Source organism: Paenibacillus sp. A3 (assembly GCF_001399685.1).
Taxonomy (GTDB): Bacteria; Bacillota; Bacilli; order Paenibacillales; family NBRC-103111; genus Paenibacillus_G.
In genome coordinates this window covers 50032-74383 of sequence record NZ_JTHN01000087.1, presented here as the reverse complement: position 1 = coordinate 74383, position 24352 = coordinate 50032, and the positions used below count along the sequence as shown (strand labels likewise).

Below are 24352 nucleotides of genomic sequence, written 5' to 3'. Positions count from 1 at the left end.
AAGCGGCAATCGGATCTCTCGAGGAGTCGCGGGGGCTGGAAATGTTTAAAAAGAAAAAAAAAGTACCCCCCGACCCAGGAAAAAAACCCCGCCCGCCCGCGAAAACCCCAAAAAAGGGGATTTTTCCACAGGACCCCCACTTTTTCGGCGGCCTTTTCACAAAAAAAAGGCCCCCCAAACGGGCCGGAGCCCCCCCCACCCGCCGAACCCCCCCCCCCAACCGCCGTAGGCGTATGGGGCAGTTCCGATGGCGAGCAAATCGAACAGAACGAGCGGAAGAATCGCCGACGTTTTCACCTGCTTGCCATTGCGGGTGGAAACCAGCAATTTGTTACCGCTAATCCGCACCAACTTGCCTTCTACGACCGTTCCGTCTTTCTTGACCGCATAAATCTGCTTGCCTACCAGCTTGGCGACGTCCTGCTTGCTGACTGCTTTGGGCATATGCGCACACCTCCGAATAGTAGCGTCGGGCCGTGGCCCTAATACCTAATTGATTGGGTATAACGCTATATAGTACGGGATGGACACCGGGGCTGCTTGTATCAATGCCCCGCCGTCCAAGCAAGATGTGCCATCGTCCTGTCCTGCATTTGCAGGCGCCGCCCGCTCCGGTTAGCCTCTGCGCAGACGGCCAAGCTCCGTTGTAATCGCTTCGATTTCACTGATGCTGAATTGATTCTTCCCGGCAACCATCTCATAAATGTCGCGCAGCTCTTCGTACTGCTCGTCATTGAGCTGGGAAGCCTTCAGCGCGGCGCCGGAAGCCATCCGCAGCTTTTTCTTGATTTCTTCAATCATAAATTCCGTGTTTTCAAACGTGTTCGTCGTTAAATTCACCGGGGTCACCCTTTCGTGCGCCTTTCATTTTCCCTTCCATTGTACCATGTTTTGTAGGGGCATGCCCGGTGTAATATAATGGTGACGGACCTGCATCTCCGAACAAAAGCCGAAGGAGGTTTTGTCATGATTCACACGCTCCATCTACATACGAAGCAGCGCGACGAAATGATCGAAATTACCCGTCTGATTCACGATCTGCTGAAGCAGGAACAACTGGAAGAGGGACTTGCCGTCATTTATTGTCCCCATACGACGGCAGGCATCACCATTCAAGAAAATGCGGATCCCGATGTCCGTCATGACGTGCTGATGCGGCTCGATGAAGTATACCCTTGGACGCATCCGAAGTACCGTCATGCCGAGGGGAACACCGCCTCGCATCTGAAGGCGATAACGACGGGCTCCTCCCAAACCGTGCTTGTGGCCGGCTCGCGATTGGTGCTGGGCCGCTGGCAGGGCATTTATTTCTGCGAATTTGACGGGCCCCGCGAGCGCTCTTGCCTTGTAAAATTCATCCGGGGATAAAGCGAGGAAGCGATAACGCATTAGTGTAATGAAGCATAAGGGTGAAAAAAATTTACCTACCCGGTAACGTGTTACCCCTGCAGTCCTTCGCACAAATATTTGACGTGCTGCTCTGCCAGCTTTCGAACATCCTGATACGCTTGGTTGTAATGAATGTTATACGAGATGAAGCCGTGCATGGACATAAACAAACTCCAGGGCAAGCTGTACATTTTCTTCTCGTTCCCCGGCTGACGGGAGACGACGGACCGGACGACCGCGGCGAACAGATCGAGGCATTGCGATTGCTCTTCCCGGGAGTACCGCAGCAGCTCCGGGTCTTTGATCATGAACATAATCTCGTAATGATGCGGATTGTCCAGCCCGAAGCGGATGAACTCCAGCATCAGCTTCTCCAGCTGTCCGATATCCCCGAGACGGGACCGGTTCAGCATGTCTTTTTGGCGCTCCAGCAGCATTTTGAAATCTTCGTTGACCAGCGCATAGAACAGTTCCGCTTTTTCGCTGAAGTGGTAATACAATGCTCCGTGGCTGTAACCCATCGACTTTGCGATGCTTCGCATGGTTAAAGTGTGATAACCGTGTTCGATAAAAAGCTGCCGCGCTTCTTCCAAAATGCGCATCCGGCTTAGTTCTTGTGCAACTGCTTTTCTTGCCAAGTGCCTCCCTCATTTCTATGCGTGATTTATACTAAAAGCCGCCGGCTTCCGCTTCACGGAAGCTCGGCATGCTCTACGTAACGTTCTTCTCCATGGATGATCGTCCCTTGACCCTGAGTCAAGTCCGTCATCCACGCAGCAAATGTATCCGCTTCCTCAACTAAAGGCAAGCAGCTCAACGTCACCTTATCGGTGAAAACGGTCTCGCCCATCATCATGCCGCGGTTCCGCAACTCGTTCTCTAGCTTGCCGAGCCACGTATAATCGACTTCCACCAGCACTTCCCGGTGGAGCACCTTATACACTTGCTCCGCCGCGGCAAGCCCGGCGACCGCCCCGTCGGTATAGGCGCGGATCAAGCCGCCCGCCCCCAGCATAATGCCCCCGAAATAACGGGTCACGACGACGACGACGTTCTTCAAGCCTTGATTTTTGATCACTTCGAGGATCGGCTTCCCCGCCGTCCCGCTCGGCTCCCCGTCGTCGGACGCTTTCTGAATCTCGTCGCGTTCTCCGATCATGTAAGCCGAGCAGTTATGCGTGGCGGACCAATGCTCCTTCTTAATGCTCTCAATGAATGCAACGGCTTCTTCCTCGGTCTCAACCGGTTTCGCAAACCCGATAAACCGGGATTTCTTAATGACGATCTCCGCCGAGCCGAATCGCTTAACCGTTCTGTACCGCGTTAACATGGACGTTTCCTGGCGCCTCCTTATCAGGCCGTAGCCTCTGGAACATCCGGCGGCCGGGATGCCTGCAAAAAAAGCAGCCATCCCGGGGGATGAACCGCTTTTTCCGCGCGCTGCGAGTTACTTCGACAATCTGGCCTCGAGCGCAGCCTTTTCTTTCTCGTAGCCCGGTTTGCCGAGCAGTGCGAACATGTTTTTCTTATATGCCTCCACGCCCGGTTGATCGAACGGGTTGACACCCAGCAGGTAACCGCTGATGCCGCAGGCTTTTTCAAAGAAGTAAACCATGTAACCGAATGTATAAGGCGACAGATCGGGCAGCGTGACGATCAGGTTCGGCACTCCGCCGTCCGTATGAGCAAGCATCGTGCCCTCGAACGCCTTTTTATTGACGAAATCCATCGTTTGTCCGCTCAGGAAGTTCAAGCCGTCCAGATCTTGCGGATCGGTGCCGATCGTGATTTGCTCCGACACCTGCTCGACTTGAATGACGGTCTCGAACAAGTTGCGCGAGCCTTCCTGAATGAATTGACCCATGGAATGTAAATCCGTGGAAAAATCGACCGAAGACGGGTAAATGCCTTTGTTGTCCTTGCCTTCGCTCTCGCCGTACAGCTGCTTCCACCATTCGGAGACGTAGTGCAGCGACGGCTCGTAGTTCACGAGAATTTCCGTCGTTTTGCCCTTGCGGTACAGCGCATTGCGAACCGCAGCGTATTGGTACGCTTCGTTCTCCTTCAGGTTCGGATTGGAGTAAACCTCACGCGCGTCCGCCGCGCCCTGCATCATCGCTTCGATGTCCACACCCGCGGTAGCAATCGGCAGAAGGCCGACAGCAGTAAGCACGGAATAACGGCCGCCCACATCGTCCGGGATGACGAACGTCTCGTAGCGCTCTTCGGTCGCCAGCTTTTTCAGCGCGCCCTTCGCCTGGTCCGTCGTCGCATAGATGCGTTCGCGTGCCCCTTCTTTTCCGTACTTCCGCTCGAGCAGCTCGCGGAAAATCCGGAAAGCGATAGCAGGCTCCGTCGTCGTGCCGGATTTGGAGATGACGTTGACGGAAATGTCCTTGCCTTCGAGCAGCTGCAGCAGGTGCGTCACGTAGGTGGAGCTGATGTTCTGACCGACGAAATAAATTTCCGGCGTCTTGCGCTTATCCTTCGGCAGCAGATTGTAGAAGCTGTGGGACAGCATCTCGATCGCCGCTCTGGCCCCCAGGTAGGAGCCCCCGATGCCGATGACGACAAGCGCGTCGGAATTTGATTGAATGCGCTTGGCCGCCTGCTGGATGCGGGCGAATTCTTCTTTATCGTAATTGACCGGGAGATCGATCCAACCGAGATAATCGTTCCCGGCGCCGGTTTTGTCGTGCAATTGATTGTGCGCGGCGGCTACGGCACCCGCCAAATAATCCACCTCGTGCTGTTGAATGAAACCAAGAGCCTTGCTGTAATCAAAATGAAGTTTAGCTCCCATTCCAAATACATCCTCCCGTCCGAATCGTTTTTTTCTCTGTGACATGCGGGCAAGACTTGTCCTTGCTTCGAATCGAAACCTTGGTCGTACGGTAACACATTAAATCCCTATAGTGTATAGAATACTTTACTTTCTAGCCGAAACGCAAGAGAACAATTCACAGCTCACTGGCAAAATGTTAAAATACAGGCAAGAGGTGATGGATGATCATGAAAACTGTCGGATTTATCGGTCTGGGCACTATGGGCAAACCTATGGCTGCCAATTTGATCCAAAAAGGTTTTCGCGTGAACGTTTACAACCGCACGGCGGACAAAGCCCGGGAGCTTGTCGCCCTCGGCGCCGCCCAGGCAGCGAGCCCCGCTGAAGCCGCCAAAGAAGCGGACGTCATCGTCACGATGCTGAGCAACGACCAGGTCGTTCTGGACAGCTTGTTCGGCGAGAACGGACTGGCTCACAGCCTGCGTCCCGGACAAACCGTGATCGATTGCAGCACGGTCTCCCCTGCGACGAGCCGCAAAATTTACGACGAGCTGGCCTTGCATCTGGTCGATTTTCTCGACGCGCCGGTCACCGGCAGCAAGCCTGCGGCCGAAAACGGCACGCTCGTCTTCATGGTCGGCGGGCAGGAAGAGACGCTGGACGCGCAGCGCGACGTCTTCGAAGCGATGGGCAGCAAAATCGTCTACATGGGGCCAAGCGGCTCCGGCTCCTATGCAAAGCTTGCGCATAATACGATGGTCGGCATCAATGCGCTCGGGCTGATGGAAGGCTTGTCCATGGTGACCAAAGCCGGTCTCGATCCCGAAAGCTTCTTGAGCATCGTCCTTGCCGGCGGCGCAAACAGCAGACAAGCCGAGCTGAAAGGCTCCAAGATCGTAAGCCGCGATTTCAGCAACCAATTCTCGACCAAGCTGATGCTGAAAGACTTACTGCTCGCCGGAGACGTGGCCGACGGGTTCCAGATGCCTTCGCCAATGCTTCGCACGGCTACGGGCCTGTTCCAGATGGGCCTTGCCAAAGGCCTCGGAGAAGACGATTTGTGCTCGGTCATCCAATGCTATGAGGATTGGATGCACATGCAGGTCAGCAGCCGGGACAAGTCTACCGAAGTCACGACCGAACGCCGCCGCAACGCGCGGATTCAGCTCGACATCAAGCTGCACTTATCCGTCTACCAATGGGAGCAGGAAGGCTCCTTCTCCGGGCAGCTGATCGAAGGCTCGCTGGTCGACCTGTCGGAGAGCGGCATCCGGATCGTCTCGTCGTTCCCGCTCGCCCGCGATATGTTCATCGTGCTTCACTTTCCGAAGGAAGCAGACCTGCCGCCGATCACGGCGCGCATCATCCGCATCGATCCGGACAACGGGCTGTTCCGCTACGGATGCATGCTGTCGGGACTGCCGCCGTACGTGCGGCTGAAGCTCGAGGAATACATCCGCGTCCAATCGGAAGAGCAAGAGAAAGCTTCCCAAGCCTGATTCCGTTTTTTGCAAAAACCCCGCATCGGCCTATCTGGTTCGTTATACCGGATCGGATGTGCGGGGTTTGCTTTTCGTTATTCGCTAATGTAAGAGCAGCAGTAGTCCGTCACCGTGCGGACGTCCAGCTTGAACTTGGCGCCTGCGGGCACCGTAAATTCGCCTGTTCCGTTAATTTCCAGCCATTCGCTGGCGCCGGGCAGCAGCACCTTCAGCTCCCCCGCTTGAATCTCCATAATTTCCTTCGTATCCGTACCAAACTCATACTCGCCGGGCAGCATGATGCCGAGCGTTTTTTTCGTTCCGTCCGCAAAAATCACGGTTCGGCTGGTCACTTTGCCGTCGAAATAGATGTTCGCTTTCTTCACTGCGGTTACGTTCTCAAATTGCGACATGGACCGATTTCCCTCTTTCTCGTCTGAATCAGCCGCGGACGGTGCGTTCATCCGCCACCGCCCGCTGCCGTTCGTCGTCTATTGTTCAACGTCCAATTCTTATTTCAGCAAAGCTTTCACGCGGGCTACCACATTGTCCACCGTGAAGCCGTACTCGCGGATGACAACCGGACCCGGAGCAGATGCGCCGAATTTGTTGATGCCGAGCACGTCGCCTTGCTCGCCGACGTAGCGCTCCCAGCCGAACGGATGACCCATTTCGACCGCCAGACGCGCTTTTACTTCCGGCAAAATGACGGAATCCTTGTACTCCTGCGGCTGCTTGTCGAACAGCTCCCAGCTCGGCATGCTGATCACGCGAACCGCGATGCCTTCTTCGGCAAGCTGCTTTTGCGCGCCCATCGCAAGCTGTACTTCCGTCCCCGTTGCGATAATTTGCGCCTGAGGTTTGCCACCGGCTGCGTCGGACAAGACGTATGCGCCGCGGTCAACCGCGCCGTTCGCCGTGCCTTCCAGCGTCGGAGCCGCTTGACGGGAGAAGATCAGGGCGACAGGGCCTTTTTTGTTCTCAACGGCATAGCGCCAAGCGGCTGCCGTTTCCGGACCGTCCGCCGGACGAAGAACCGTCACGCCCGGAATGACGCGCAGCGCGGCAAGCTGCTCGATCGGCTCGTGGGTCGGGCCGTCTTCGCCGACGCCGATGCTGTCGTGCGTGAACACGTAGATCGCCGGCACGTTCATGATCGACGCCAGACGGATCGCCGGACGCAAGTAGTCGGAGAAGACGAAGAACGTTCCGCAGAACACCCTCACGCCGCCGTGCAGCAGCATGCCGTTCGTGGCCGCGCCCATGCCGAACTCGCGCACGCCGAAGTAGATGTTGCGGCCGCTGTAGTCTTTAGACGTCAGCACGCCGAGATCCTTCATGTGCGTCATAGTGGAGGACTCCAGGTCGGCGGAACCGCCGACGAGCCACGGCACGTTTTTGGCAATCGCATTCAGCACCGTGCCGGAAGCCGTACGGGTACCCTTGTCCGCCGAAACGTCGGACGGAATGTCCTTGTCCCAGCCTTCCGGCAGATCGTCGCTTGAGGCCGCCTCGAACTGCTGCGCCAGCTCCGGATGCGCCTTCGCGTAGTCGGCAATCAACTGCTTCCAAGCCTCGTACGCTTGAACTCCCTTGCTTTTCACATCGGCGAAATGCTGGCGCACTTCGTCCGGCACGTGGAAGTGCTGCGCTTCGTCCCAGCCGTACGCTTTCTTGGTCAGCACAACTTCGTCCACACCAAGCGGGGAACCGTGCGGGCCGGCATGGCCGCCTTTGCCCGCTTTGTTCGGGCTGCCGTAGCCGATGACCGTCTTCACTTCGATCAGCGTCGGACGGTAATCCGCCTGCGCTTCCAGCACCGCTTTGTGGATCGCCTCCAGGTCGTTGCCGTCCTCGACGCGCAGCACCTGCCAGCCGTAGCCTTCAAAGCGCTGGGCGACATTCTCGGAGAACGACAGATTCAGCTCGCCGTCCAGCGAAATATCGTTCGAATCGTACAGCACGATCAGCTTGCCGAGCTTCAAATGGCCCGCAAGCGAAGCGGACTCCGACGAGATGCCTTCCATCAGGTCGCCGTCGCCGCAAATGGCATATGTATAGTGATCGATGACACGGTATTGTTCACGATTGTAAACAGCTGCGAGATGCGCTTCCGCCATCGCCATCCCCACCGCCATGCCAAGACCTTGACCGAGCGGCCCCGTCGTCGCGTCGACGCCCGGCGTGTGGCCCACTTCCGGATGTCCCGGCGTCAGGCTCCCCCATTGGCGGAACTGCTTCAGCTCTTCCATCGGCAGGTCGTAGCCGGAGAGGTGGAGCAGGCTGTACAGCAGCATCGAACCGTGTCCCGCAGACAGCACGAAACGGTCGCGGTTGATCCACGTCGGTTGATCCGGGTTGTGCTTCATCAGCTTCGCGAAGAGCTCATAGCCCATCGGCGCGGCTCCCATCGGCATCCCGGGGTGTCCGGACTTGGCTTTTTCAATCGCATCGATGGAAAGCGTGCGGATCGTGTCCACGGAAAGTTGTTCGATCGTTTTGTTAGATACCGTCATTGTGATCCTCCTATTATCGATCTTCTTTTGATCAGCAGTATGGTAAAGCACTGGTCCGCCTTCGCGCGAAAGCGCCGGGCTTCACGTGAACCCAGTAAACAAGAGGCTTGTTCACGTGTGCATTACTACCTGTTCGCTTGGAGTGCTTGCCTTATTGTACCACTCTCCGTTTCAGTTTGCCATATCCAACCGGTGAACATGCTTTGAAATCGCATTTCGCACAAAAAAATTAGTTCTGCCGAAGGATTTACAAAAGTTACGTCGAAACAGTATGGTATCACACATTTTTTGGAGCGTTTCACTCTTGTTGGATGAACTAAGGTAAGCGTGGATGTATTATGTGAACACGGGAGCAGATGTATGAACCATCTTTTGCTGGAACTGGCCAATACCCGAAAAACGTACAGAAAAATGCTCAATCTGTACTGGATCACCATCGTGCTGACAGCCATTCTCGAATACGCCATATTCCTTTTGGAAGCGGATACTTCGCCCTCCGCCTTCTTTCAAGCCCTGCTGTTTCAAGTGATCTGTTTAACCGCCGTCACCGGAGCCGTAGAAATCCTCTACCGCTACCGTAAACTACAGAGCGATTGGCTGCTCATCTTAACCGGCATTTTCTACGCAACCTCCATTATCCTGATGAACCCGTCAATCGGCATCGTACCCGCCATTTACATTTTTCCGATTCTAACGTCCGTTCTGTCCTTTAACAAAAAACGCATTGTCGCCGCCTTCGCCCTCGTGCTGCTGTCCTTCGCCGCCCTGTACCTCATCAGCCCCGAGCTTCGGCTCACCATGCAGCCCGTGCATACGATCGGCATCCTGTTCCTTTACACCGGTACGACCGTTATCGCGCTATCCATCACCAGCAGCGGAATCGAGCTGCTCAACAATCTGAAGCATGCAACCGAAGCCAAACAAGAGCTGCTGGTCAAAAACATTATTATGGACAAGCTATCCAAGCTGGATGCGCTTACGAGCCTGTATAACCATAAGACGTTCCACGAATATCTCGAAAAGCTGATCGACCAGCACGAGCGTAACGAGCTGCCACTGCAGCTGGCGATCGTCGATATCGACAATTTCAAAAAAATCAACGATACGTTCGGCCACTGGGTCGGCGATATTATTTTGATGCGCGTGGCCAATACTATTAAAGAAACGGTATCTCCCAACGATTTTGTGGCCCGCTACGGCGGCGAAGAGTTTGCCGTCATCTTTACCGATAAGACACTGGAAGAAGCCTACGATTTAGCCGAGCAGATCCGCCACAAGCTGTCGGTCACCCAGCACCCCGAATTGGATTCGCAGGCGGCGACCATCAGCATCGGACTGCAGACCTATACGAAAGGCCACGGCAAGGAAGGGCTGTTCAAAGGCGCAGACGCTTCTCTTTATGCCGCCAAAAGGACGGGCAAAAACAAAACGGTCGTGCAGTCAGCGGTCACCGACCCGGTGGTCGTGTGATGGTTATAATAGACGGAACCGGGTTTCACCATAACCGGCGCCGTCTTTTTTATTTTCCTCCAACAAAAATGTAAAAAGTATTTGACATATTCATCGATGACTGGTACATTGGTTTTGTAAAACATGTTTTACATTTCGGTGCTAAAGGGTGTGTCCATGGAAAACCGTATCCGAGAAATGAGGAAAGCCAGAGGGCTGTCTCAGGAAGACTTGGCCTCCGGCTGCGACGTCTCCAGACAAACGATCAACGCGATTGAAAACAACAAGTACGATCCGAGCTTGCTCCTGGCTTTCCGGCTGGCAGAGGAGCTTCATTGCCGAGTGGATGAGCTGTTTATATACCGGAACAACTCAGAAGAACAACAAGATTAGCATAATTGGAGGAGTACTATAATGAAAGTACGTTTAGGAATGTCTATTTTTGTAGCGGCGACGCTCGTATTTTTTGCGGTGATGGCCATTAAGGATTACATGAACGGAACGATCGGCACGTCGAGCGTAACGTCGGTCGTCGTTGCTTTGGCCATCTGTCTTCAATTTTTGACCTGGGGTACGGACCGCAAAGCGCAGCAGGACGAGATGGGGAAAATTATCGCTGCGAAAAGCGCCAAAATCAGCTATCACATTTTAACGGTGGCTTTGTTCGCGTTTTGGATCGCCGACCGGATCGTATTTGTCCGTAAGGACGATTTCGGTAACCTTTCGCTGTTCCTCACTCTATGCTTTTGCCTGGTGTTGTATCCGGTCGTTCAGTTGTTTTACGTCCGCCGGTTCAAATAACTCGGCGAAACCCGCCGCGGGCGGATCTACGTACAAAAAACCGGAAATGCCCTATCGGCATTCCGGTTTTTCTTTGCTTCCGCAGACACCGTCGAACGTCTTGCCGTTCAAGGCGCAGTACGGTCCGTCTCATTGGAGACTTCGATCAAATTACCGTCGGGGTCCCGAAAATAGACCGACAGGATCGGTCCTTCGGCGCCGGTTCGAGCGACCGGCCCCTCCGCGACCGCAACACCGCACGATTCCAGATGGCTCAGCACCTCGGCAACCGGCACCTTCGTCAGAAAACAAAGATCCGCAGAGCCCGGAACCGGCTTGTCCGCCTTCGGCTCCCACTCCCGGCCGTGGGGGTGAAGATTGATCTTCTGACGGCCGAACCTCAATGCCTTCCGGCCCTCGCCGAAAGTTACGACTTCCATCCCCAGCACGCGGGAATAGAAAGCGCATGTCGCCTCCACGTCCGCTACCGTCAATACCAAGTGATCCAAACGTTCGACGTTCATCCTCATCGCTCCTCTGCACCGTATCCTGCTCCAGTTCTAATCCTACTCTTTTTCGGCGTGGAAATCGACTTCCGCATAATCCACCATCGGTCTATGTAAAAAAAGCGAAGGCCTCCGCCCTCCCCTATTCCGGAAGGCATGGCTCTTCGCTCCGTACATATGATGAAATTAACTGAACACAACCGTTTTGTTCTGATGCACGATGACCCGGTCCTCGACGTGCCAGTTGACGGCGCGCGCCAGTACCGTACGCTCGATATGGCGGCCGATCCGCTTCAAATCCTCCACGTTGTCGCGGTGGCTTACCCGCTGGACGTCCTGCTCGATAATCGGTCCGCCGTCCAGTTCCTCCGTGACGTAGTGCGCGGTAGCACCGATAATTTTCACGCCGCGGTTGTACGCCTGCGCATACGGCTTGCCGCCCACGAAGGCCGGTAGGAACGAGTGATGGATGTTGATGATTTTGTTCGGGAAGTGCTCGATAAATTTCGGCGAGATAATCTGCATATAGCGGGCCAAAATAACGACGTCCACTTGACCGCTAACCAGTTCAAGCTGCCGCTTCTCCGCCTCCGCCTTCGTATCGGGCGTGACCGGAATATGATGGTACGGAATGCCGAGCGGCTCCACCAGCCCGCGCATATCGTCGTGGTTGCTGATGACCATCGCGATTTCGGCATCCAGGTCGCCCGACTGCCAGTGCCACAGCAGCTCCAGCAGGCAGTGGTCCTCCTTCGAGACGAAGATCGCGAGTCTCTTTTTGCGGCTTGCCCGGGTAATGCTCCATTTCATGCTGAATTCCGCGGCAACCGTGGCAAAATCGGCCTTCAACTGCTCGCGGCGCGCATCCAGATTGTCCAAATCGAACTCGATTCGAATGAAGAATAACCCGCCCTCCGGGTCCATCGTATACTGATCGGACTGTACGATGTTGGCGCCGTGCTCGCACAGAAAGCGCGATACCGCAGCCACGATACCGGGGCGGTCCGGGCAGGATACGAGCATCCGCGCGCGATTCGTCAAATTCGTGCTTTTCGATTTGGAAGTAACGTTCGAAACCATGCGTTGTTGATCTCCTTCGTAGTCAAAACATAGTATGTCTTTTCTTATACCGTGGCGAACAAATGCTCGCCCGCAAACCACGCGGTCAGGCGGTGGTTGATTTGTTCCTCGTTCAGCTCAGGAAACAGGTTATCTGCGACGATCAGGTCGTACAAGCGCTCCATCGGCTCGCGGCCGTCCGCCTTTTTCGCCTTGGCGTCCGTCTTGAGCACTTCCCAGGTTTGCAGCACGTACGCTCTCGGATCGATATCCTGCTTGGTGAAGAAATGGGCCAGACGCTCGACATCCGACAGGAAGCCGTCGCCGAAACGCGTCTTGACCGTGCCGCCGAGCAGCGCGATTTCCGCTTCGTACATCGGCCGCTGCGAGCTGTCTTCCTTGCCGATCCATGGCGTCTCCAGAATGAACGGCAGATGCGTCAGCTTCTCATGGTGAACGACGTTATGCATCGCTTGGAAGCCGATCCAACCCGCGCCGACAGGGGCATGGCGGTCTTTGCCCGCGCCTTTCGGGTTTTTGCTGTCGTTCAGATGCACGACGGCAATACGGTCCAAACCGACTGTGCGGTCAAACTGCTCGAGCACGCCGTCCAGATCGTTCACGATATCGTAGCCCGCATCGTTCACGTGGCACGTATCGAGGCAGACGGTCAGCTTGCCGTTGTCTTCCACCTTTTCGATGATGGTGGCCAGCTCCTCGAAGCTGCGGCCCATCTCCGTGCCCTTGCCTGCCATCGTTTCCAGCGCAATGTTGACGTTCGTATCCTTCACGCCGCTCAGCACTTCGTTCAATCCCTGCGCGATGCGCGCCAGCCCGTACTCGGCATCCTTGTCCGTATAAGCCCCGGGATGAAGCACGATCTGCTTCACGCCAAGATAATCCGTACGGCGGATTTCGTCCTGCAGAAAGCGGACCGCCAGCTCGTACGTGTCATCCTTGTAGGAGCCCAGATTGATAATATACGGAGCATGGACGATAATTTCTCCGATGCCATGCTGCCCCATCACGGCTTTGCCTTCTTCGATATATTGATTTTCGATCGGTTTGCGGCGCGTATTCTGCGGCGCCCCCGTATAAATCATAAACGTTCCGGAGCCGTAAGAGACGGCTTCATTCGCCGCATTCAGCAGCCCTTTATCCGAAAACGAAACGTGCGATCCGATTCTGACCATGACCGGGAATCACTCCTTTGTTCATCTCACTTTCATCTATTTTACTAGGATCGGGGCAAGAAATCTAGAATAGGAAATATTCTCTTGTTGGTTCCGTTTTCCTCCAGCGGAAAGTGAGGTATAATGGAAGGGAGGTGAACGTTTCATGTGGTATGCGATGAACGATGCCCCGGCCGAGGGGTTTATGTGGTTTATCATTTTTTGGGTATTCGTGCTGCTGTTCATGATGTCGGTGGGCGGCTACTTTATGTTCCGCAAGTTTTTCAAGGTACTCCCCCGCGAGGACGGCAAATCGAAGCTGGACTGGCAAAATCATTACGTCGAATCGTCCCGCCACCTGTGGACGGAAGACTCCAAAGCGTTCCTCGACATGCTGGTTGAGCCCGTTCCTACTCCGTTCCGCGACATCGCGAAGCATTCCATCGCCGCCCGGATCGGTCAAGTGGCGCTGGAAGCGAAGGCCGACGCGGTCACGCGGGAGCACTGCATCGAGGGATATATCCTGGCAACGCCCAAACGTGATTACCGCAGTCTGACCTCGTATTTGGACAAAAAGCAGATCGACTACAGCCCGTTCAAGCATCTGCTTCAATAAATTGCTTTTTCGAACAAACATAAAGAAGCCCGGACCTGTTCGTCCGGGCTTCTTTATGTTACATCAGGATCAAGGCTCGTCGAGAACCTTCTCCTCCTCGTTCTGATATTGGCGCGCAGCTTCGAGCACGTCTAGATCCGTCTCGCTCTGCCCTTGGATGGCGGCCGCCGCATCCGCCTGATTGGCGAGCTGCTCCTCCGCTTGTCCGATGCCGTGCGCCCCTTGATGTCCTCTGCTGGATGCCATGGGAAACCTCCGGTTTTGTCCGTTTTGTCGGGAAGACACCGTTTAGTATGATCCCTGCGGCCATCCTTTATCCCAGTTGAGGAAGCATCCGGCTTAACCTATGGCTTCGTAGAAGTCGATTTGGTCTTCTCTTTCTTCTTGCTCGGCTCCACGTCCGACAATTGCACCGACAGCGTCGTCAGATCGTCGGTCCGCTTGTTCTTGTCCGGATTGCGCAGCTGCGAGCGAAGGCCTACCGTCGTCACGCCGCTTACGTTAAGCGTTAGCGGAAATTCCTCCTGCTTGACGAAGCCGACGCGTCCGTCAATGATCACGTACATATCGACCTTCTCCTCGGATGTCAAGGTAATGGTCAAATATTTGGCCCCTTTAGGCTGCACCGCAGCTTCGATTTCGCCCTTCTGCTGCAGATTCTTTTTGATAACGCCCTTATCGTCAAAATAGTCGCTGACTCTGACGATCGATTTATCCGACCAATTGACCGAGCCGTCCTGCGAATAGCCGCCGTTCGGAGGCGTGATCGTGTTGCTGTTCGGGTTGTTATTGAAGCTGCTATTGCCGGAAGATCCATTTAAACCGCCTGTGTCGCCCGAGTCCGTCCCTGTCCCGGCTGGATTGAAAGGAAGCGCTAAATCCACCGTCGTGTAATCCCAGAGCCAGCCGTTCTTTTTCAGATACGTGTACGCGCGGTCCAGAATCGTCACCGCTTCGGCGCGGGTTACGTAGTCTTTCGGACGGAAATAGCCCAGATCGTTCGGCGTCATAATGCCGCTTGCTTTGAGGCTGGCCAGCGCTTTGGCCTGCACGTTGGACAGCTCGTCGCCGCCCAGCTTGCAATCTCCGGTGTTGTTGCCGAGAATGAGCGTAACGAACACATCGTTACTTTCCACGTCCATTAAGCCGTCCTCGACATACCGTCCATCCGCTTGGGCGACTTGGTACTCCGCTTCCGTTTTGAACATTTTGACCGGAACGTCTTTCAATTCCGAAACGACCGAGCATACGTCATTGTCGCTAAAACGCTTCTCCATCAAACGATTGTCGAAATACGCATACAACAGCTGGGCAAGCTGCAGCCGCGTCAGCTGCATATCGGGACGAAAAGCCAAATTTCCGTCCCGGCTCAGTCCGTACCCTCCGATTTTGAACGAAGCGTCGTAAATCTCCGTTATGGGCTTGTGCGCCCAATGCAATTCGGGTACGTCGGTAAAATAAGTAATTTTTTGCATCCCGGTGGCCAGCGCGTTCGGACGATACTTGTCGAACAACCGATACACCATGGCCGTCCATTCCGCCTTGCTGATCGTCTTGTTCGGACGGAAGTTGCCGTCGGGATACCCCGTCAGCACCTGCTTATTCGCCATGAGTCGGATCGACTCGACAGCCCAGGCATACTGCTTTGCATTAACATCCGGAAACACATTAACTTCCGCCGATGCGGGTCTGGGCCACAACGACAACAGCACGGACAACGACAGCAAAACTGCAAGCTTGCGGTACCATGAAGAATACATCTTGTTCATTGCGAAACCTCCTATCTCTTTCCTTATTATCGGACGAATGGGCGCAGAATGTTACCTTTTGGCAAAATTGCCCACAAAAAAAAAGCGCACAAGCCACTACCGAACTTTTATTGTCCGTCGCGTGCCTATGCGCTTCTCATTCAAATCTTCTTTATGCCTTGCCTTCGTTTAACAGGTTTCTGAGACGACCCGGAAAATCCGTAATGATCCCCGAAGCGCCCGCATCGACGACCCGGCGAAGGTCTTGCGGTTCGTTGACGGTCCAAGGGTAAACCCGCAGACCATAGCCTGTCGCTTCGGCCACATCTCCGGCATCGATCGTATGATGCTGCGGATGAATCGAATAGACGTCCAGCCCCTCGGCTGCCGCGGCCATCTGACGGTGCGATACGAAATTGGCCACATAGAGCAGCCCCGCCCGCAGATTGGGGATCGCCTCTTGCAGCTGCTTCAACACCTTATGGTTAAACGACGAGATGACGACACTGTCCAGCCGATTGTACTGTGCAAGCAGCTCCGCCAGTCGTTCCGCCAGCCGCGGAGTGTAAGAGCATTTGACCTCGACGTTGATCATGATTTCCAAAGGAACGAGCTGGAATACTTCTTCCAGCAAGGGCAGCCGCTCCCCTGCGAACTGCTCGTCGAACCAGCGTCCGGCGTCCAGTTGCTTCAGCTCCGCCACCGTCATCTCCGCGATTGCGCCGGTGCCGTCCGTCGTACGTCCGACCGTATGGTCGTGGCAGACGATCACTTCTCCGTCAGCCGACAGGTGCACGTCCAGCTCAATCGCGTCCGCACCTTGCCGAAGGGCAAGCTCGAACGAGGCCAGCGTATTTTCCGGCGCCTCGCCTGCAGCGCCGCGGTGGCCGATGACAATAGGTTGTTGTTGTTTGGTCATATCCGTTTCCTCCCCTAGTTCAACCGCTTGGGTCTATTATCCGACGGAAGGAACGGGGAGGCAAGCCCTGTTAGGTAAATCCGATATAAAGAAACTGTAAAATCCGGCACAAGAGCCGCTTCCTAGGATTGCGCGGACTCCTCCTGCAGCTGATGCATGATCGTCTTCCGTTTGACGAGGTAAAGCAGGACAAGCGCACCGACGCCGTAAGCCGCCAAAATCAACGCATCGTTCGCGATCGTTGCGGCGTTGCCAATCGAAATCAGGTTCCTGAAGCCTTCTACCGCGTAAGTCATCGGCAGCGCCGGATGGATGAAATTAAAGAATCTTGCTTCCATCTCGACCGGATACGAGCCGCTGCTGGATGTCAGCTGGAGCATGAGAATGACGATGGCGACGAAACGTCCCACATCACTGCCGAGAATCGAGATCAGCATGAACAGAATTGCCGCGAACGTCAATCCGAGCAGCAGCGCGAATCCGTATAAGTGAATCGCCGGCAGCACCGTCGGAATCCCAAGTCCCGTATGGAGAATAAAGACCGAAAGCATCGATTGGCACACGCTGACGGAAGCCAGCGCAAGATATTTGTTGATGAGGTACGAGATCGGCCGCTTCGGCATCGAGACGACCTTGTTCAGATCGATGACAAAAAAGAGTACCAACGACCCTACCCACAAGGACAGCGCAATAAAGTAAGGCGCAAACCCCGTGCCGTTGTTCGGCACCGGATGCAGATTGTTCTCCGTCACCTTCACCGGGGAGACGATCGTATTGATCCGCTGCTCCGCCTGCCCGTCCATCGCCGCCACACCCGCCGCCTCGCTAAGCTTCGCGGCAAGCTCCTGCTGGCCGGCGTTAATGTCCTTGAGGCCCGCGGAAAGCTGCGCACTGCCGTCGTACAGTCTCGTCACGCCGTCCTGCAGCTGATGGAATCCGCTGCCGAAAGCATTGAGGCCTTCGACCAGCGCCGTGCTGCCCTGCTGCAACTGATTGATGCCGGTAGCAAGCTGGTTAAGCCGTCCGGACAAATCGTCCACCAACTGCTTATTCTTATTCAGTTGGTCCACAGTGCTGCGCACGGTTGTCTGCATCGCCTGCAGCCCGGCCTGCAGCTCGTTCATATGCGCCGAGAGCTGGTCGCGGGCCACATTAAGCTGTTCGATCGATTTGGAGGTAGAGCTGCGCATCTGATCGATGGACGCCTTCGTATCGCGCAAGGCCTGTTCAAGCTCAAGCCGCTGCGTATTTGCCGTCTTCAGCTTGTCGACTGCTCCCTTGAACCGCTCGCTGCCGGTGATTTCGCTGAACTGCTCGCCAAGTGCCAGCAGGTCTGCGATCGCGCCGTCAAGCTGATCCTTTTGCTTCTGCAATCGGCCGCCTATGCCCGAATCCCATACGCGCTGCAGCTCGTCGATCCGGCGATTCGTATCCTGCAGGGACGCGCCCATCACATCCAGCGCGTTAAGCCCGAATTTCAGCGATTGATTGGAAGCGTCGATCACCTTGCTAAGCCGCTCGGCCTCAGCCGTCAGCTGATTGATCGGCTCCAGGATTTGCGAGAGCTGCGCATTCAGCTTGTCGATTCCTCCTGCGCCTAATCCGACGGCCGTATCTAAACGGATGATGCCGTTCTCAAGCTGATTCGCGCCGTCCAGCAGCTTCGTGAGCCCTTCCGACAGCGGCTTCATGCCGTCCTGCGCTTGCTTCAGACCATCCTGCAAGGAAGTTGCGCCTTCCTGCGCTTTCTTCGTTCCTTCGGCCAGCTTGGCCGCCCCGTCGGCCGCCTTCTTCAGCCCTTCACCGCCGTTGAGAATCTGGTCGAAGATGGTGCGCACATATTTCTCCGTCATTTGCTGTTCCAGCTCGTGCCCGACCTTATCCATCACGCTGCGCACCACTTTGACGCCGAGCATGTTCGCCCCTTCGTTGACGGCGTACGAAAGCTGACTCGCTCTGGGCTGTGGAGTGCCTGGGCTGTAGGCCGTTTCGGTGAAGTCCGGCGGAATCGTCAGCACCATAAAATAGCGCAGCCGCTCGATCCCCTCCGCCCCTTGCTCCGGGCTCACCACCGTCCAGGAGGTCTGCTTGTCGGCGAGCAGCTTGTCCGTCAGCTCCCGGCCCAGATTGACCGGATTGCCGCCCTGCGACATGCCGCGGTCCAAATTGACAACCGCCAGCGGTAAATGCGGTAAAAAGTCGGTAGGATTCCAAAAAGCCCACAAATAAATAAAACTGTACATAAGCGGCAGGACCATCAAGCCGAGCACTGAGCGGCGCGCCATGTTGGAGCTCCACATTTGCTTGATATCATGCCATGCCATTTGAAAACCGTTCATCGATCGATCCACTCGCTTTTGTCCATATTCTCTCCCGCTTGCATGCGATTTCCTCATGCTGTGCTTTTAGTATTCTTCCATCTGCGAAACCTATCCTGCCGGTAACGCAAAAAACCTGCCCAGGCTTCGGATTTACCTAGCGCAGGCAGGTTTCATGCACGCTTCGTTCCTTTGAATATGTAAGGCTGGGGGATCAGATGCGAATATCCAGGTTTTTGCCCAGGTTGGGATGCTGTGCCGCCGCAAAATCCTGAAGCAGCGTAGCCGCTTGGGCAGTCTGAGAATCCTTCATCTGATTGAGCAGAGCAATGCCGACCGCCTGCTTCAATGCGTTTCCACCGCTAACGGCGTTCAATGCTGCGTTAATTTGCACAAGCTCGCCTCATTTCTTCGGAAGATGGAGCAAACGCTGGAAGTCCGTTCGCTAAGGCCAGTATAATCGAAACAAACAAGCCCTTCAATACAAATAAAGGAAATTGTCGTTTTCTGCCGAACCCTATTCGTATCAACATATTCCTTTCGTAATGCGAGGTGTTCCCCCTGCCTGTCCAGCCTTACGTCATCGTAATCGCCGGTATCCTGCTTTTGATCTGTCTGGCTGTCTTTCTTCCAAAGTTTTTCAGACGAAACCGATTCGGCCGGCCCGGCTCCAAGTCCCAACCTGCCGATAAAAGCCAGACCAAGCAAAGCTGCTCCTTTTGTCGACGAAAGGTTCCTTCGAAGGAGCTAGCTTTTTACGCCACAGCCGGCAAAGTCGTCGGTGTCTGCCGGGCCTGCCGGCCGAAAGCGGAGCGTCAAGACTTCATGCGCTTGTGACTGCCCATTCCTAATGGCGCTTTTGGGAGCGAATTGACTTCCTTTTAAGCAAGCAATCGGCCGGACGCCTTTCTTGTTCCGCTCTCAGGTGCCCAGCACTTTTTTCCCGCGCGGCTCCGACCCACGGGAGTCGGGCTCCAGCGTAATTCCGATGCCGTCGAAGGAAGTATCCTCAAGCCCCATGTCCCAGGTCAGCACTCCTGCTCCTTGAGAGTCAACCTGAAACGTTCCGCAGTTGGAACGCTTGCCGTCGCGCAGCAGCCACACTTGATACGCCTGAACCCCGTCCGTCGGCCGCAAACCGTGAATCTGCAGCACCAGCTGCGCTTTATTGCCTTGGCGTGTCAACCATCCCTGCCCGCCTGCCGACGGAAGCGCTTGATCAAATGCTTTCAACCTGTATTGTCCGATCACTTCCACAGGAATAGCCAGACGGGCTTCCGGCCGCTCGACAGAGGATTTGAACGGGAGGCCAAGGTCCCCAACAATGACCGTTCCTGCCCCGCAAATGAAGAAGAACAGCGCGGCCGCCGTATACCCGAGCCCTTTCGTCCACCGCTTGCGGCGCCGGGCCCCCCCATCGTTAAGGCGCCAATCCACGGTCGGCCGCTTATCCGCCGGACGCTCTTCAAGGAGCGTCTCCCCGCCCGCAGACGCAGGCTCTCCAAGCACCTTTCCTAGCACCTGCTCTTTTAAGTCCTCGGGCAATTCCACCAGCTCAGCTTCAGCGGGCAGCGCTTGCCACGTCCGCCGAAGCTCCGCAAGCTCTTGTGTACAGGTTTGACACGCGGATAGATGACGTTCGAAAGTCCGTTTCCGTTCCTCCGAAAGCTCTTCAAGAAAATAAGAAAAGCATAGCTCGCATACCGATTCTTCTCGAACCATGTCGTTCACTCCTCTCTCCATGACGTCATGTGTTTGCGCAGCAATTTCAAGCTTTGATGGAGCCGGCTTTTCACTGTTCCGAGCGGCTCTTCCAACATCTCGGCAATTTCGCTTAAGGTGTAGCCCTCCCAATAAAACAGCCGGATTAGCTTGATCTGATGCTCGGACATATATTGGTATGCCTCTTCCAACTGCTGTTTGAACAGCTTCCGGGAGACAGGATCTGCAAAAGGATGGACCTCCGCTGCGCTTAATTCCGCTTCGGTCCTATGCTCTAGCGGCACCAAGGCGGATTGCTTTCTTAATTTCCGCAGCTGGTCAATCGTCAAATTACGGGTAACGGTTAGCAGCCAATTGACGAACAAGCCCCTCGCCGGATCGTATCCGCTCTCCGTCGTCCAAATTCGGGTATATACTAACTGCACGACGTCCCTGGCAAACTCAGGGTCCTTCCTCGCCTTCATAGCGAAAGAATAGACCAGCTTGGCATACCGGTCGTACAGCACATGAAGCGCTTCGCTCTGTTTGGCTTTGATTAATTCCATCAATTGCTCGTCCGAATAATGCTGCACGTATCGGAACACCCCCGTCTCTGACGCCACGCTCCTTGTTCCGGTTATAAACGAGTGGAAGGAAGCGAATTGACTCCATATTCCGACATTTCTTTTCGTTTGGCAAGATGCAATTTTTAGCCGTTCCACATCAAACAACCCGAGGCCCTCCTTGCGGCGGGTACCCCGGGTTAACGTTTCAGTAACATTTTACTTGACGATAATCGTCGCTTTCATCTCTGCTTTATGCGGAGCGCAGTAATACGTATACGTACCCGGCTTGGTCAGCGTAATCGTTTCGGATTCGCCTTCTCCCAGCAGCTTCGTTTCGAATACCGGCTTACCGTCGTCGCCGAGCGTATCCGATACCGCATTATGCTTGACCTTATCTTTATTCGAAAACGTAACTTTCGAGCCTGCTTCGACCGTCAATTCTTTGACGGAGAAAGCGAATCCGGCCATCTGTACCTGATATTCCTTGGAAGCAGCCGGTTGTTTATCTTCCTGCTTCGGGCTGGCGCCTTCCGGTTTCGCTGCGAACCAGACTTTGTTGACGCCTTGTCCGTTGACATCCCCCGCCTTCGTGTCCTTGATGAAGTAATAGAGCGGGCTTCCCTTGTATGTCGTTTGCTTCGTGCCGTCCTCCCGCGTAATAACGCCAAAATCTTCTATTTTCAAGGACGCCGGAAGCTGAAGCGATTCCGCTTTGAATACCGGCCAGTTTACTGCGCATTGATCCTTGCAATTGCTCTGGAATGGCGTATCCTTCGTAAACGTATAGAGCGCTTTGCCGGAGCCGTCCGTCATATAGGTGCCGACCTTATCGCTCGTTGCGAGACGAACGGACGATGCAGTTGCTGCCGCCGCGGCTTCGGCGGTAACAACCTTTTGGCCGACGAGTGCATCCAGCAGCGTCTTGTCCCCACCCTTAAGCTTCACCCCGAGCGATTCTACCGTTGCCGCAGCAATGTGTCGGTTATTCAGATGGCCCGCTTCGGCGATCCGATTCAAGCCCTTGCCTTCCGCGAAGCGAATCGTATCTGCAAAAGCAAAATCGGTATCCTGCTTGTAGCCAAGCGATTCCAAAATCACTTTGTAATACTGCTGCGCCGTGACCGCCTCCGTCGGGTTGAACCGTCCCGAGCCGGTTCCCGTCCACCCCAGTTGCGGATTCGCCTTCAAGTAAGCTAACACCGCCTGGTTGCTTTCATTGACCGCACCGGCATCATCGAAATTCTCATTTCCTTTGAAGCTCAGAGCCTCGTTCTCCAAGCCTTGCAGCCGCAGGAACATAATCGCCGCCTGCAAACGGGTCGTCGATTGGGACAAGTAGCTTGCGGTTACACCGCTGCCGTCGCCCTGCAATACTCCCAGCTCCGCAGCGATTTGCGCATCCGTTTTGACGGCGACCGCTGCGGCCTTGGAATTATCCGCAGCAGTTGCAGCGTTTACAGCCGTTGAGAGCATCAGGGCACTTCCCAGCAGCAGGGCTGCACGTTTCCAACGTTTGTTCATCATCAGATTCCTCCTGAATTTTAAAGGTTTTTAGGCCAATCAATAGAGGAAACGCCGCCAAAGCGAAAACGGTTTGCCGCTAAACGCAAAAAAGATTTTTATTGTCCGGAAAAACTAAAAAGCCCTGAAGATTCAGGGCTTTGCACGATCAACAATCTATTAAGGTATGCGGTTGAGAGGACTCGAACCTCCACGGGCGTACGCCCACTACCCCCTCAAGATAGCGTGTCTGCCATTCCACCACAACCGCGGATGTACTATTCATTGTATAGGTTTCGCAGGAAAAAGTAAAGTGGCATCCTTTAGCAGACATTTCCCCCCGGAAACGCCCGTAACAGACACAAGAAGCGAATCTGTCCCGAGGGAAACGGAGTCTGCCCACAAAGTTTAGACGATCCCGCCTTTACATTCCCGCAGACCGCTGAAGCCTTCTCGCAATTTCCATAAATTCGTCGGGACCGATGCCCGGAGCGAATTCTTCCTGCACCTCATCCAGCTCCGGAACGGGTCCGCCTTCCGGCGTACCGTCAACCACTTCCAGCGGTTGGCCGTCCTCCGGGTGAGAACCTTTCCAGATTTGTCGTATCTCCTCATAAGCATCGTCGCTGAAACGGTAAAGCTTGCGATGAAGACCCTGTTCCTCATATTTTCGGGTTGTTTCGAACGCCCGGTTGCTCAGATTGGGGACCGGAACCAGCTTCGTCATGTCCACACCTGTCGCGATTTCCAGCGCCTTGGCGTAGGCAACTACGTGCACGCCGCCACGGACGAGCAGATAACCGACCATTTCGCGCGCTACGGGATGGTCCGTCATTTCATACACGCGCATTTTATGCGTCCTAGCCCCGCATTCCAAGAAGAAATTGTGCAGCAGGTCCAGCACCAGATTGCCGCTGTTGAATACGTAATCCCCTGACCAGCCTTTGCCCATGGAGTCCAAAGGCAGAGCCGTTTGTGCTGAAGCGATAAAATGGTGCGAGTTCCGCTTGTCGAGCGCGTCCATCATCGGCGCCGCATTCGGATCGGTGGGCTGCGTAGACCCGGTCAAGCACAGGTTGATAGCATTCGTGACCAGCTCGACGTGACCAAATTCCTCCGCCGTTATACTGCACACCAGATCGTAGAAGGGCTTCAGCTTTGTTTTGCCGCGAAAATTAAACGACTGAAACATGTAATTATTCAGCGTCGACATTTCTCCGAACCTTCCGCCCAGCAACTCCTGAACGGCTGCCGCCGCATTCGGGTCGGCGTGTTTCGGTTTCGGAAGCTCGATTGCAAGCTTATGAATACGTTTGAACATCCAATATCCCTCCTCCATGCCTGTCCCTATGGGCTAAGTTACTTTTGCCACACCTGCGGCTCGGATTCCCCTTTGACGTATTCGATTCTCGTCGGATTCAGTTCAAGAACGACATATTCCGGGTCGTGCAGCCCCTTAAACCAGCGGCTCAGCTCGTCGTTCCACAATTTCTCCCGCAGGCGGTTGTCCGTACACAGCTTCGCCGTCGCTTCCATCTGTACGATTTCGGACGAAGAAGATCCGTCATACCCCGTCAGGACAAATACGTTTGCATTTTCCCGCAGTTCGTCCACTTTGTCCGTTCGGCTGTTGGTCGCCAAATATACCGTGAGTCCTTCATGAAACAAGACCATATAGCGAATCTTCGGCTGATCGCCGGCGACCGTACCGATCGCGCAGACGTCATTCGCATCCAGCACCTTCATGATCCGCTCTTCCAGTTGCTCCGTCTTCCACATGGGAACATCTCCTTTCGGTTATGGAAGTCTGGCTTCCTTCCTTGATTACCCGAACGGCGATAATGCCA

At 55.0% G+C, this 24352-nt stretch carries 26 protein-coding genes and 1 tRNA gene; 6 read left to right on the top strand and 21 right to left on the bottom strand.

Annotated features, from left to right (window positions below):
- Nucleotides 1-156 precede the first annotated feature (156 nt).
- Complete coding sequence (locus QJ48_RS13770; RefSeq protein WP_054974138.1) at nucleotides 157-444, bottom strand: hypothetical protein; 288 nt, start codon at nucleotides 442-444, stop codon at nucleotides 157-159.
- Nucleotides 445-615: 171 nt separating this feature from the next.
- Nucleotides 616-840 (bottom strand): DUF1128 domain-containing protein, encoded by a 225-nt coding sequence (locus QJ48_RS13765; RefSeq protein ID WP_025849503.1) that lies wholly within the window; start codon nucleotides 838-840, stop codon nucleotides 616-618.
- A gap of 126 nt (nucleotides 841-966) precedes the next feature.
- Between QJ48_RS13765 and QJ48_RS13760 the strand changes: the two genes are divergently transcribed.
- The gene (locus QJ48_RS13760) at nucleotides 967-1368 is read left to right on the top strand and encodes a secondary thiamine-phosphate synthase enzyme YjbQ (RefSeq protein ID WP_010494594.1); all 402 of its coding nucleotides are present in this window, start codon (nucleotides 967-969) and stop codon (nucleotides 1366-1368) included.
- Between the two features lie 71 nt (nucleotides 1369-1439).
- Here the strand turns inward: QJ48_RS13760 and QJ48_RS13755 are convergent, their stop codons facing one another.
- The 3 genes from QJ48_RS13755 to QJ48_RS13745 form a co-directional block, all read right to left on the bottom strand.
- The gene (locus QJ48_RS13755; RefSeq protein WP_054974137.1) at nucleotides 1440-2027 is read right to left on the bottom strand and encodes a TetR/AcrR family transcriptional regulator; all 588 of its coding nucleotides are present in this window, start codon (nucleotides 2025-2027) and stop codon (nucleotides 1440-1442) included.
- A 53-nt stretch (nucleotides 2028-2080) separates the two neighbouring features.
- A complete protein-coding gene (locus QJ48_RS13750) occupies nucleotides 2081-2719 on the bottom strand; it encodes a YigZ family protein (protein ID WP_054974136.1) in 639 nt (212 codons plus the stop codon).
- Nucleotides 2720-2836: 117 nt separating this feature from the next.
- A complete protein-coding gene (locus tag QJ48_RS13745) occupies nucleotides 2837-4192 on the bottom strand; it encodes a glucose-6-phosphate isomerase (RefSeq protein WP_054974135.1) in 1356 nt (451 codons plus the stop codon).
- 203 nt (nucleotides 4193-4395) lie between these two features.
- Here QJ48_RS13745 and QJ48_RS13740 point away from each other — a divergent pair, with 203 nt between their 5' ends.
- Entirely contained in the window at nucleotides 4396-5673 is a 1278-nt protein-coding gene (locus QJ48_RS13740) for an NAD(P)-binding domain-containing protein (RefSeq protein WP_237762908.1), read from the top strand.
- Nucleotides 5674-5750: 77 nt separating this feature from the next.
- Here QJ48_RS13740 and QJ48_RS13735 read toward each other — a convergent pair whose 3' ends face one another.
- Nucleotides 5751-6068, bottom strand: a complete 318-nt coding sequence (locus QJ48_RS13735; protein WP_025849509.1) for a pyrimidine/purine nucleoside phosphorylase — start codon at nucleotides 6066-6068, stop codon at nucleotides 5751-5753.
- A 99-nt stretch (nucleotides 6069-6167) separates the two neighbouring features.
- Nucleotides 6168-8171 carry a transketolase gene (gene tkt / locus QJ48_RS13730; protein WP_054974134.1) on the bottom strand — a complete coding sequence of 668 codons (2004 nt, stop codon included), beginning with the start codon at nucleotides 8169-8171 and terminating at the stop codon, nucleotides 6168-6170.
- A gap of 360 nt (nucleotides 8172-8531) precedes the next feature.
- Here tkt and QJ48_RS13725 point away from each other — a divergent pair, with 360 nt between their 5' ends.
- From QJ48_RS13725 to QJ48_RS13715, 3 genes are all read left to right on the top strand, one after another.
- Nucleotides 8532-9641, top strand: coding sequence for a GGDEF domain-containing protein (locus QJ48_RS13725; protein WP_054974133.1), 1110 nt, complete (start codon nucleotides 8532-8534; stop codon nucleotides 9639-9641).
- A gap of 156 nt (nucleotides 9642-9797) precedes the next feature.
- Nucleotides 9798-10013 carry a helix-turn-helix transcriptional regulator gene (locus QJ48_RS13720; protein ID WP_054974132.1) on the top strand — a complete coding sequence of 72 codons (216 nt, stop codon included), beginning with the start codon at nucleotides 9798-9800 and terminating at the stop codon, nucleotides 10011-10013.
- 21 nt (nucleotides 10014-10034) lie between these two features.
- Complete coding sequence (locus QJ48_RS13715; RefSeq protein WP_054974131.1) at nucleotides 10035-10421, top strand: hypothetical protein; 387 nt, start codon at nucleotides 10035-10037, stop codon at nucleotides 10419-10421.
- A 107-nt stretch (nucleotides 10422-10528) separates the two neighbouring features.
- Here QJ48_RS13715 and QJ48_RS13710 read toward each other — a convergent pair whose 3' ends face one another.
- The 3 genes from QJ48_RS13710 to QJ48_RS13700 form a co-directional block, all read right to left on the bottom strand.
- Nucleotides 10529-10924, bottom strand: coding sequence for a VOC family protein (locus QJ48_RS13710; protein WP_054974130.1), 396 nt, complete (start codon nucleotides 10922-10924; stop codon nucleotides 10529-10531).
- A gap of 168 nt (nucleotides 10925-11092) precedes the next feature.
- On the bottom strand, nucleotides 11093-11986 hold the full coding sequence (gene purU / locus QJ48_RS13705; RefSeq protein WP_054974129.1) for a formyltetrahydrofolate deformylase: 894 nt from the start codon (nucleotides 11984-11986) through the stop codon (nucleotides 11093-11095).
- A 44-nt stretch (nucleotides 11987-12030) separates the two neighbouring features.
- Nucleotides 12031-13158, bottom strand: coding sequence for a deoxyribonuclease IV (locus QJ48_RS13700; protein ID WP_054974128.1), 1128 nt, complete (start codon nucleotides 13156-13158; stop codon nucleotides 12031-12033).
- A 145-nt stretch (nucleotides 13159-13303) separates the two neighbouring features.
- Here QJ48_RS13700 and QJ48_RS13695 point away from each other — a divergent pair, with 145 nt between their 5' ends.
- The gene (locus QJ48_RS13695) at nucleotides 13304-13753 is read left to right on the top strand and encodes a DUF2621 domain-containing protein (protein WP_082420497.1); all 450 of its coding nucleotides are present in this window, start codon (nucleotides 13304-13306) and stop codon (nucleotides 13751-13753) included.
- 69 nt (nucleotides 13754-13822) lie between these two features.
- Here the strand turns inward: QJ48_RS13695 and QJ48_RS38085 are convergent, their stop codons facing one another.
- The 11 genes from QJ48_RS38085 to QJ48_RS13645 all read right to left on the bottom strand — a co-directional run bounded on the left by QJ48_RS38085 (nucleotide 13823) and on the right by QJ48_RS13645 (nucleotide 24284).
- Nucleotides 13823-13999, bottom strand: a complete 177-nt coding sequence (locus QJ48_RS38085) for a hypothetical protein (RefSeq protein WP_193394438.1) — start codon at nucleotides 13997-13999, stop codon at nucleotides 13823-13825.
- Nucleotides 14000-14097: 98 nt separating this feature from the next.
- Nucleotides 14098-15522 carry an S-layer homology domain-containing protein gene (locus tag QJ48_RS13690; RefSeq protein ID WP_054974127.1) on the bottom strand — a complete coding sequence of 475 codons (1425 nt, stop codon included), beginning with the start codon at nucleotides 15520-15522 and terminating at the stop codon, nucleotides 14098-14100.
- Between the two features lie 151 nt (nucleotides 15523-15673).
- Nucleotides 15674-16420: a glycerophosphodiester phosphodiesterase gene (locus QJ48_RS13685; protein ID WP_054974126.1), complete on the bottom strand. Its 747-nt coding sequence runs from the start codon at nucleotides 16418-16420 to the stop codon at nucleotides 15674-15676.
- Nucleotides 16421-16542: 122 nt separating this feature from the next.
- Nucleotides 16543-18759, bottom strand: a complete 2217-nt coding sequence (locus tag QJ48_RS13680; protein WP_054974125.1) for a YhgE/Pip domain-containing protein — start codon at nucleotides 18757-18759, stop codon at nucleotides 16543-16545.
- 193 nt (nucleotides 18760-18952) lie between these two features.
- Nucleotides 18953-19132, bottom strand: coding sequence for a putative motility protein (locus QJ48_RS35910; protein ID WP_157261623.1), 180 nt, complete (start codon nucleotides 19130-19132; stop codon nucleotides 18953-18955).
- A gap of 527 nt (nucleotides 19133-19659) precedes the next feature.
- Complete coding sequence (locus QJ48_RS13670; RefSeq protein ID WP_054974123.1) at nucleotides 19660-20460, bottom strand: anti-sigma factor; 801 nt, start codon at nucleotides 20458-20460, stop codon at nucleotides 19660-19662.
- Nucleotides 20461-20465: 5 nt separating this feature from the next.
- Nucleotides 20466-21032 carry a sigma-70 family RNA polymerase sigma factor gene (locus QJ48_RS13665; protein WP_054974139.1) on the bottom strand — a complete coding sequence of 189 codons (567 nt, stop codon included), beginning with the start codon at nucleotides 21030-21032 and terminating at the stop codon, nucleotides 20466-20468.
- Nucleotides 21033-21221: 189 nt separating this feature from the next.
- Nucleotides 21222-22529 carry a plastocyanin/azurin family copper-binding protein gene (locus QJ48_RS13660; RefSeq protein ID WP_054974122.1) on the bottom strand — a complete coding sequence of 436 codons (1308 nt, stop codon included), beginning with the start codon at nucleotides 22527-22529 and terminating at the stop codon, nucleotides 21222-21224.
- A gap of 164 nt (nucleotides 22530-22693) precedes the next feature.
- Nucleotides 22694-22776 (bottom strand) — tRNA-Leu (locus tag QJ48_RS13655).
- A 153-nt stretch (nucleotides 22777-22929) separates the two neighbouring features.
- Nucleotides 22930-23826 (bottom strand): manganese catalase family protein, encoded by an 897-nt coding sequence (locus QJ48_RS13650; RefSeq protein WP_054974121.1) that lies wholly within the window; start codon nucleotides 23824-23826, stop codon nucleotides 22930-22932.
- A 38-nt stretch (nucleotides 23827-23864) separates the two neighbouring features.
- Nucleotides 23865-24284 (bottom strand): pyridoxamine 5'-phosphate oxidase family protein, encoded by a 420-nt coding sequence (locus tag QJ48_RS13645; protein ID WP_054974120.1) that lies wholly within the window; start codon nucleotides 24282-24284, stop codon nucleotides 23865-23867.
- Between the last annotated feature and the right edge of the window lie 68 nt (nucleotides 24285-24352).

Coding starts and splice junctions, on each gene's coding strand:
- QJ48_RS13770 (WP_054974138.1), bottom strand. CDS start 444: ATGCCCAAAGCAGTCAGCAAGCAGGACGTCGCCAAGCTGGTAGGCAAG.
- QJ48_RS13760 (WP_010494594.1), top strand. CDS start 967: ATGATTCACACGCTCCATCTACATACGAAGCAGCGCGACGAAATGATC.
- QJ48_RS13750 (WP_054974136.1), bottom strand. CDS start 2,719: ATGTTAACGCGGTACAGAACGGTTAAGCGATTCGGCTCGGCGGAGATC.
- QJ48_RS13745 (WP_054974135.1), bottom strand. CDS start 4,192: ATGGGAGCTAAACTTCATTTTGATTACAGCAAGGCTCTTGGTTTCATT.
- QJ48_RS13740 (WP_237762908.1), top strand. CDS start 4,396: ATGATCATGAAAACTGTCGGATTTATCGGTCTGGGCACTATGGGCAAA.
- QJ48_RS13735 (WP_025849509.1), bottom strand. CDS start 6,068: ATGTCGCAATTTGAGAACGTAACCGCAGTGAAGAAAGCGAACATCTAT.
- tkt (WP_054974134.1), bottom strand. CDS start 8,171: ATGACGGTATCTAACAAAACGATCGAACAACTTTCCGTGGACACGATC.
- QJ48_RS13725 (WP_054974133.1), top strand. CDS start 8,532: ATGAACCATCTTTTGCTGGAACTGGCCAATACCCGAAAAACGTACAGA.
- QJ48_RS13720 (WP_054974132.1), top strand. CDS start 9,798: ATGGAAAACCGTATCCGAGAAATGAGGAAAGCCAGAGGGCTGTCTCAG.
- QJ48_RS13715 (WP_054974131.1), top strand. CDS start 10,035: ATGAAAGTACGTTTAGGAATGTCTATTTTTGTAGCGGCGACGCTCGTA.
- QJ48_RS13710 (WP_054974130.1), bottom strand. CDS start 10,924: ATGAACGTCGAACGTTTGGATCACTTGGTATTGACGGTAGCGGACGTG.
- purU (WP_054974129.1), bottom strand. CDS start 11,986: ATGGTTTCGAACGTTACTTCCAAATCGAAAAGCACGAATTTGACGAAT.
- QJ48_RS13700 (WP_054974128.1), bottom strand. CDS start 13,158: ATGGTCAGAATCGGATCGCACGTTTCGTTTTCGGATAAAGGGCTGCTG.
- QJ48_RS13695 (WP_082420497.1), top strand. CDS start 13,304: ATGTGGTATGCGATGAACGATGCCCCGGCCGAGGGGTTTATGTGGTTT.
- QJ48_RS38085 (WP_193394438.1), bottom strand. CDS start 13,999: ATGGCATCCAGCAGAGGACATCAAGGGGCGCACGGCATCGGACAAGCG.
- QJ48_RS13690 (WP_054974127.1), bottom strand. CDS start 15,522: ATGAACAAGATGTATTCTTCATGGTACCGCAAGCTTGCAGTTTTGCTG.
- QJ48_RS13685 (WP_054974126.1), bottom strand. CDS start 16,420: ATGACCAAACAACAACAACCTATTGTCATCGGCCACCGCGGCGCTGCA.
- QJ48_RS13680 (WP_054974125.1), bottom strand. CDS start 18,759: ATGAACGGTTTTCAAATGGCATGGCATGATATCAAGCAAATGTGGAGC.
- QJ48_RS13670 (WP_054974123.1), bottom strand. CDS start 20,460: ATGGTTCGAGAAGAATCGGTATGCGAGCTATGCTTTTCTTATTTTCTT.
- QJ48_RS13660 (WP_054974122.1), bottom strand. CDS start 22,529: ATGATGAACAAACGTTGGAAACGTGCAGCCCTGCTGCTGGGAAGTGCC.
- QJ48_RS13650 (WP_054974121.1), bottom strand. CDS start 23,826: ATGTTCAAACGTATTCATAAGCTTGCAATCGAGCTTCCGAAACCGAAA.
- QJ48_RS13645 (WP_054974120.1), bottom strand. CDS start 24,284: ATGTGGAAGACGGAGCAACTGGAAGAGCGGATCATGAAGGTGCTGGAT.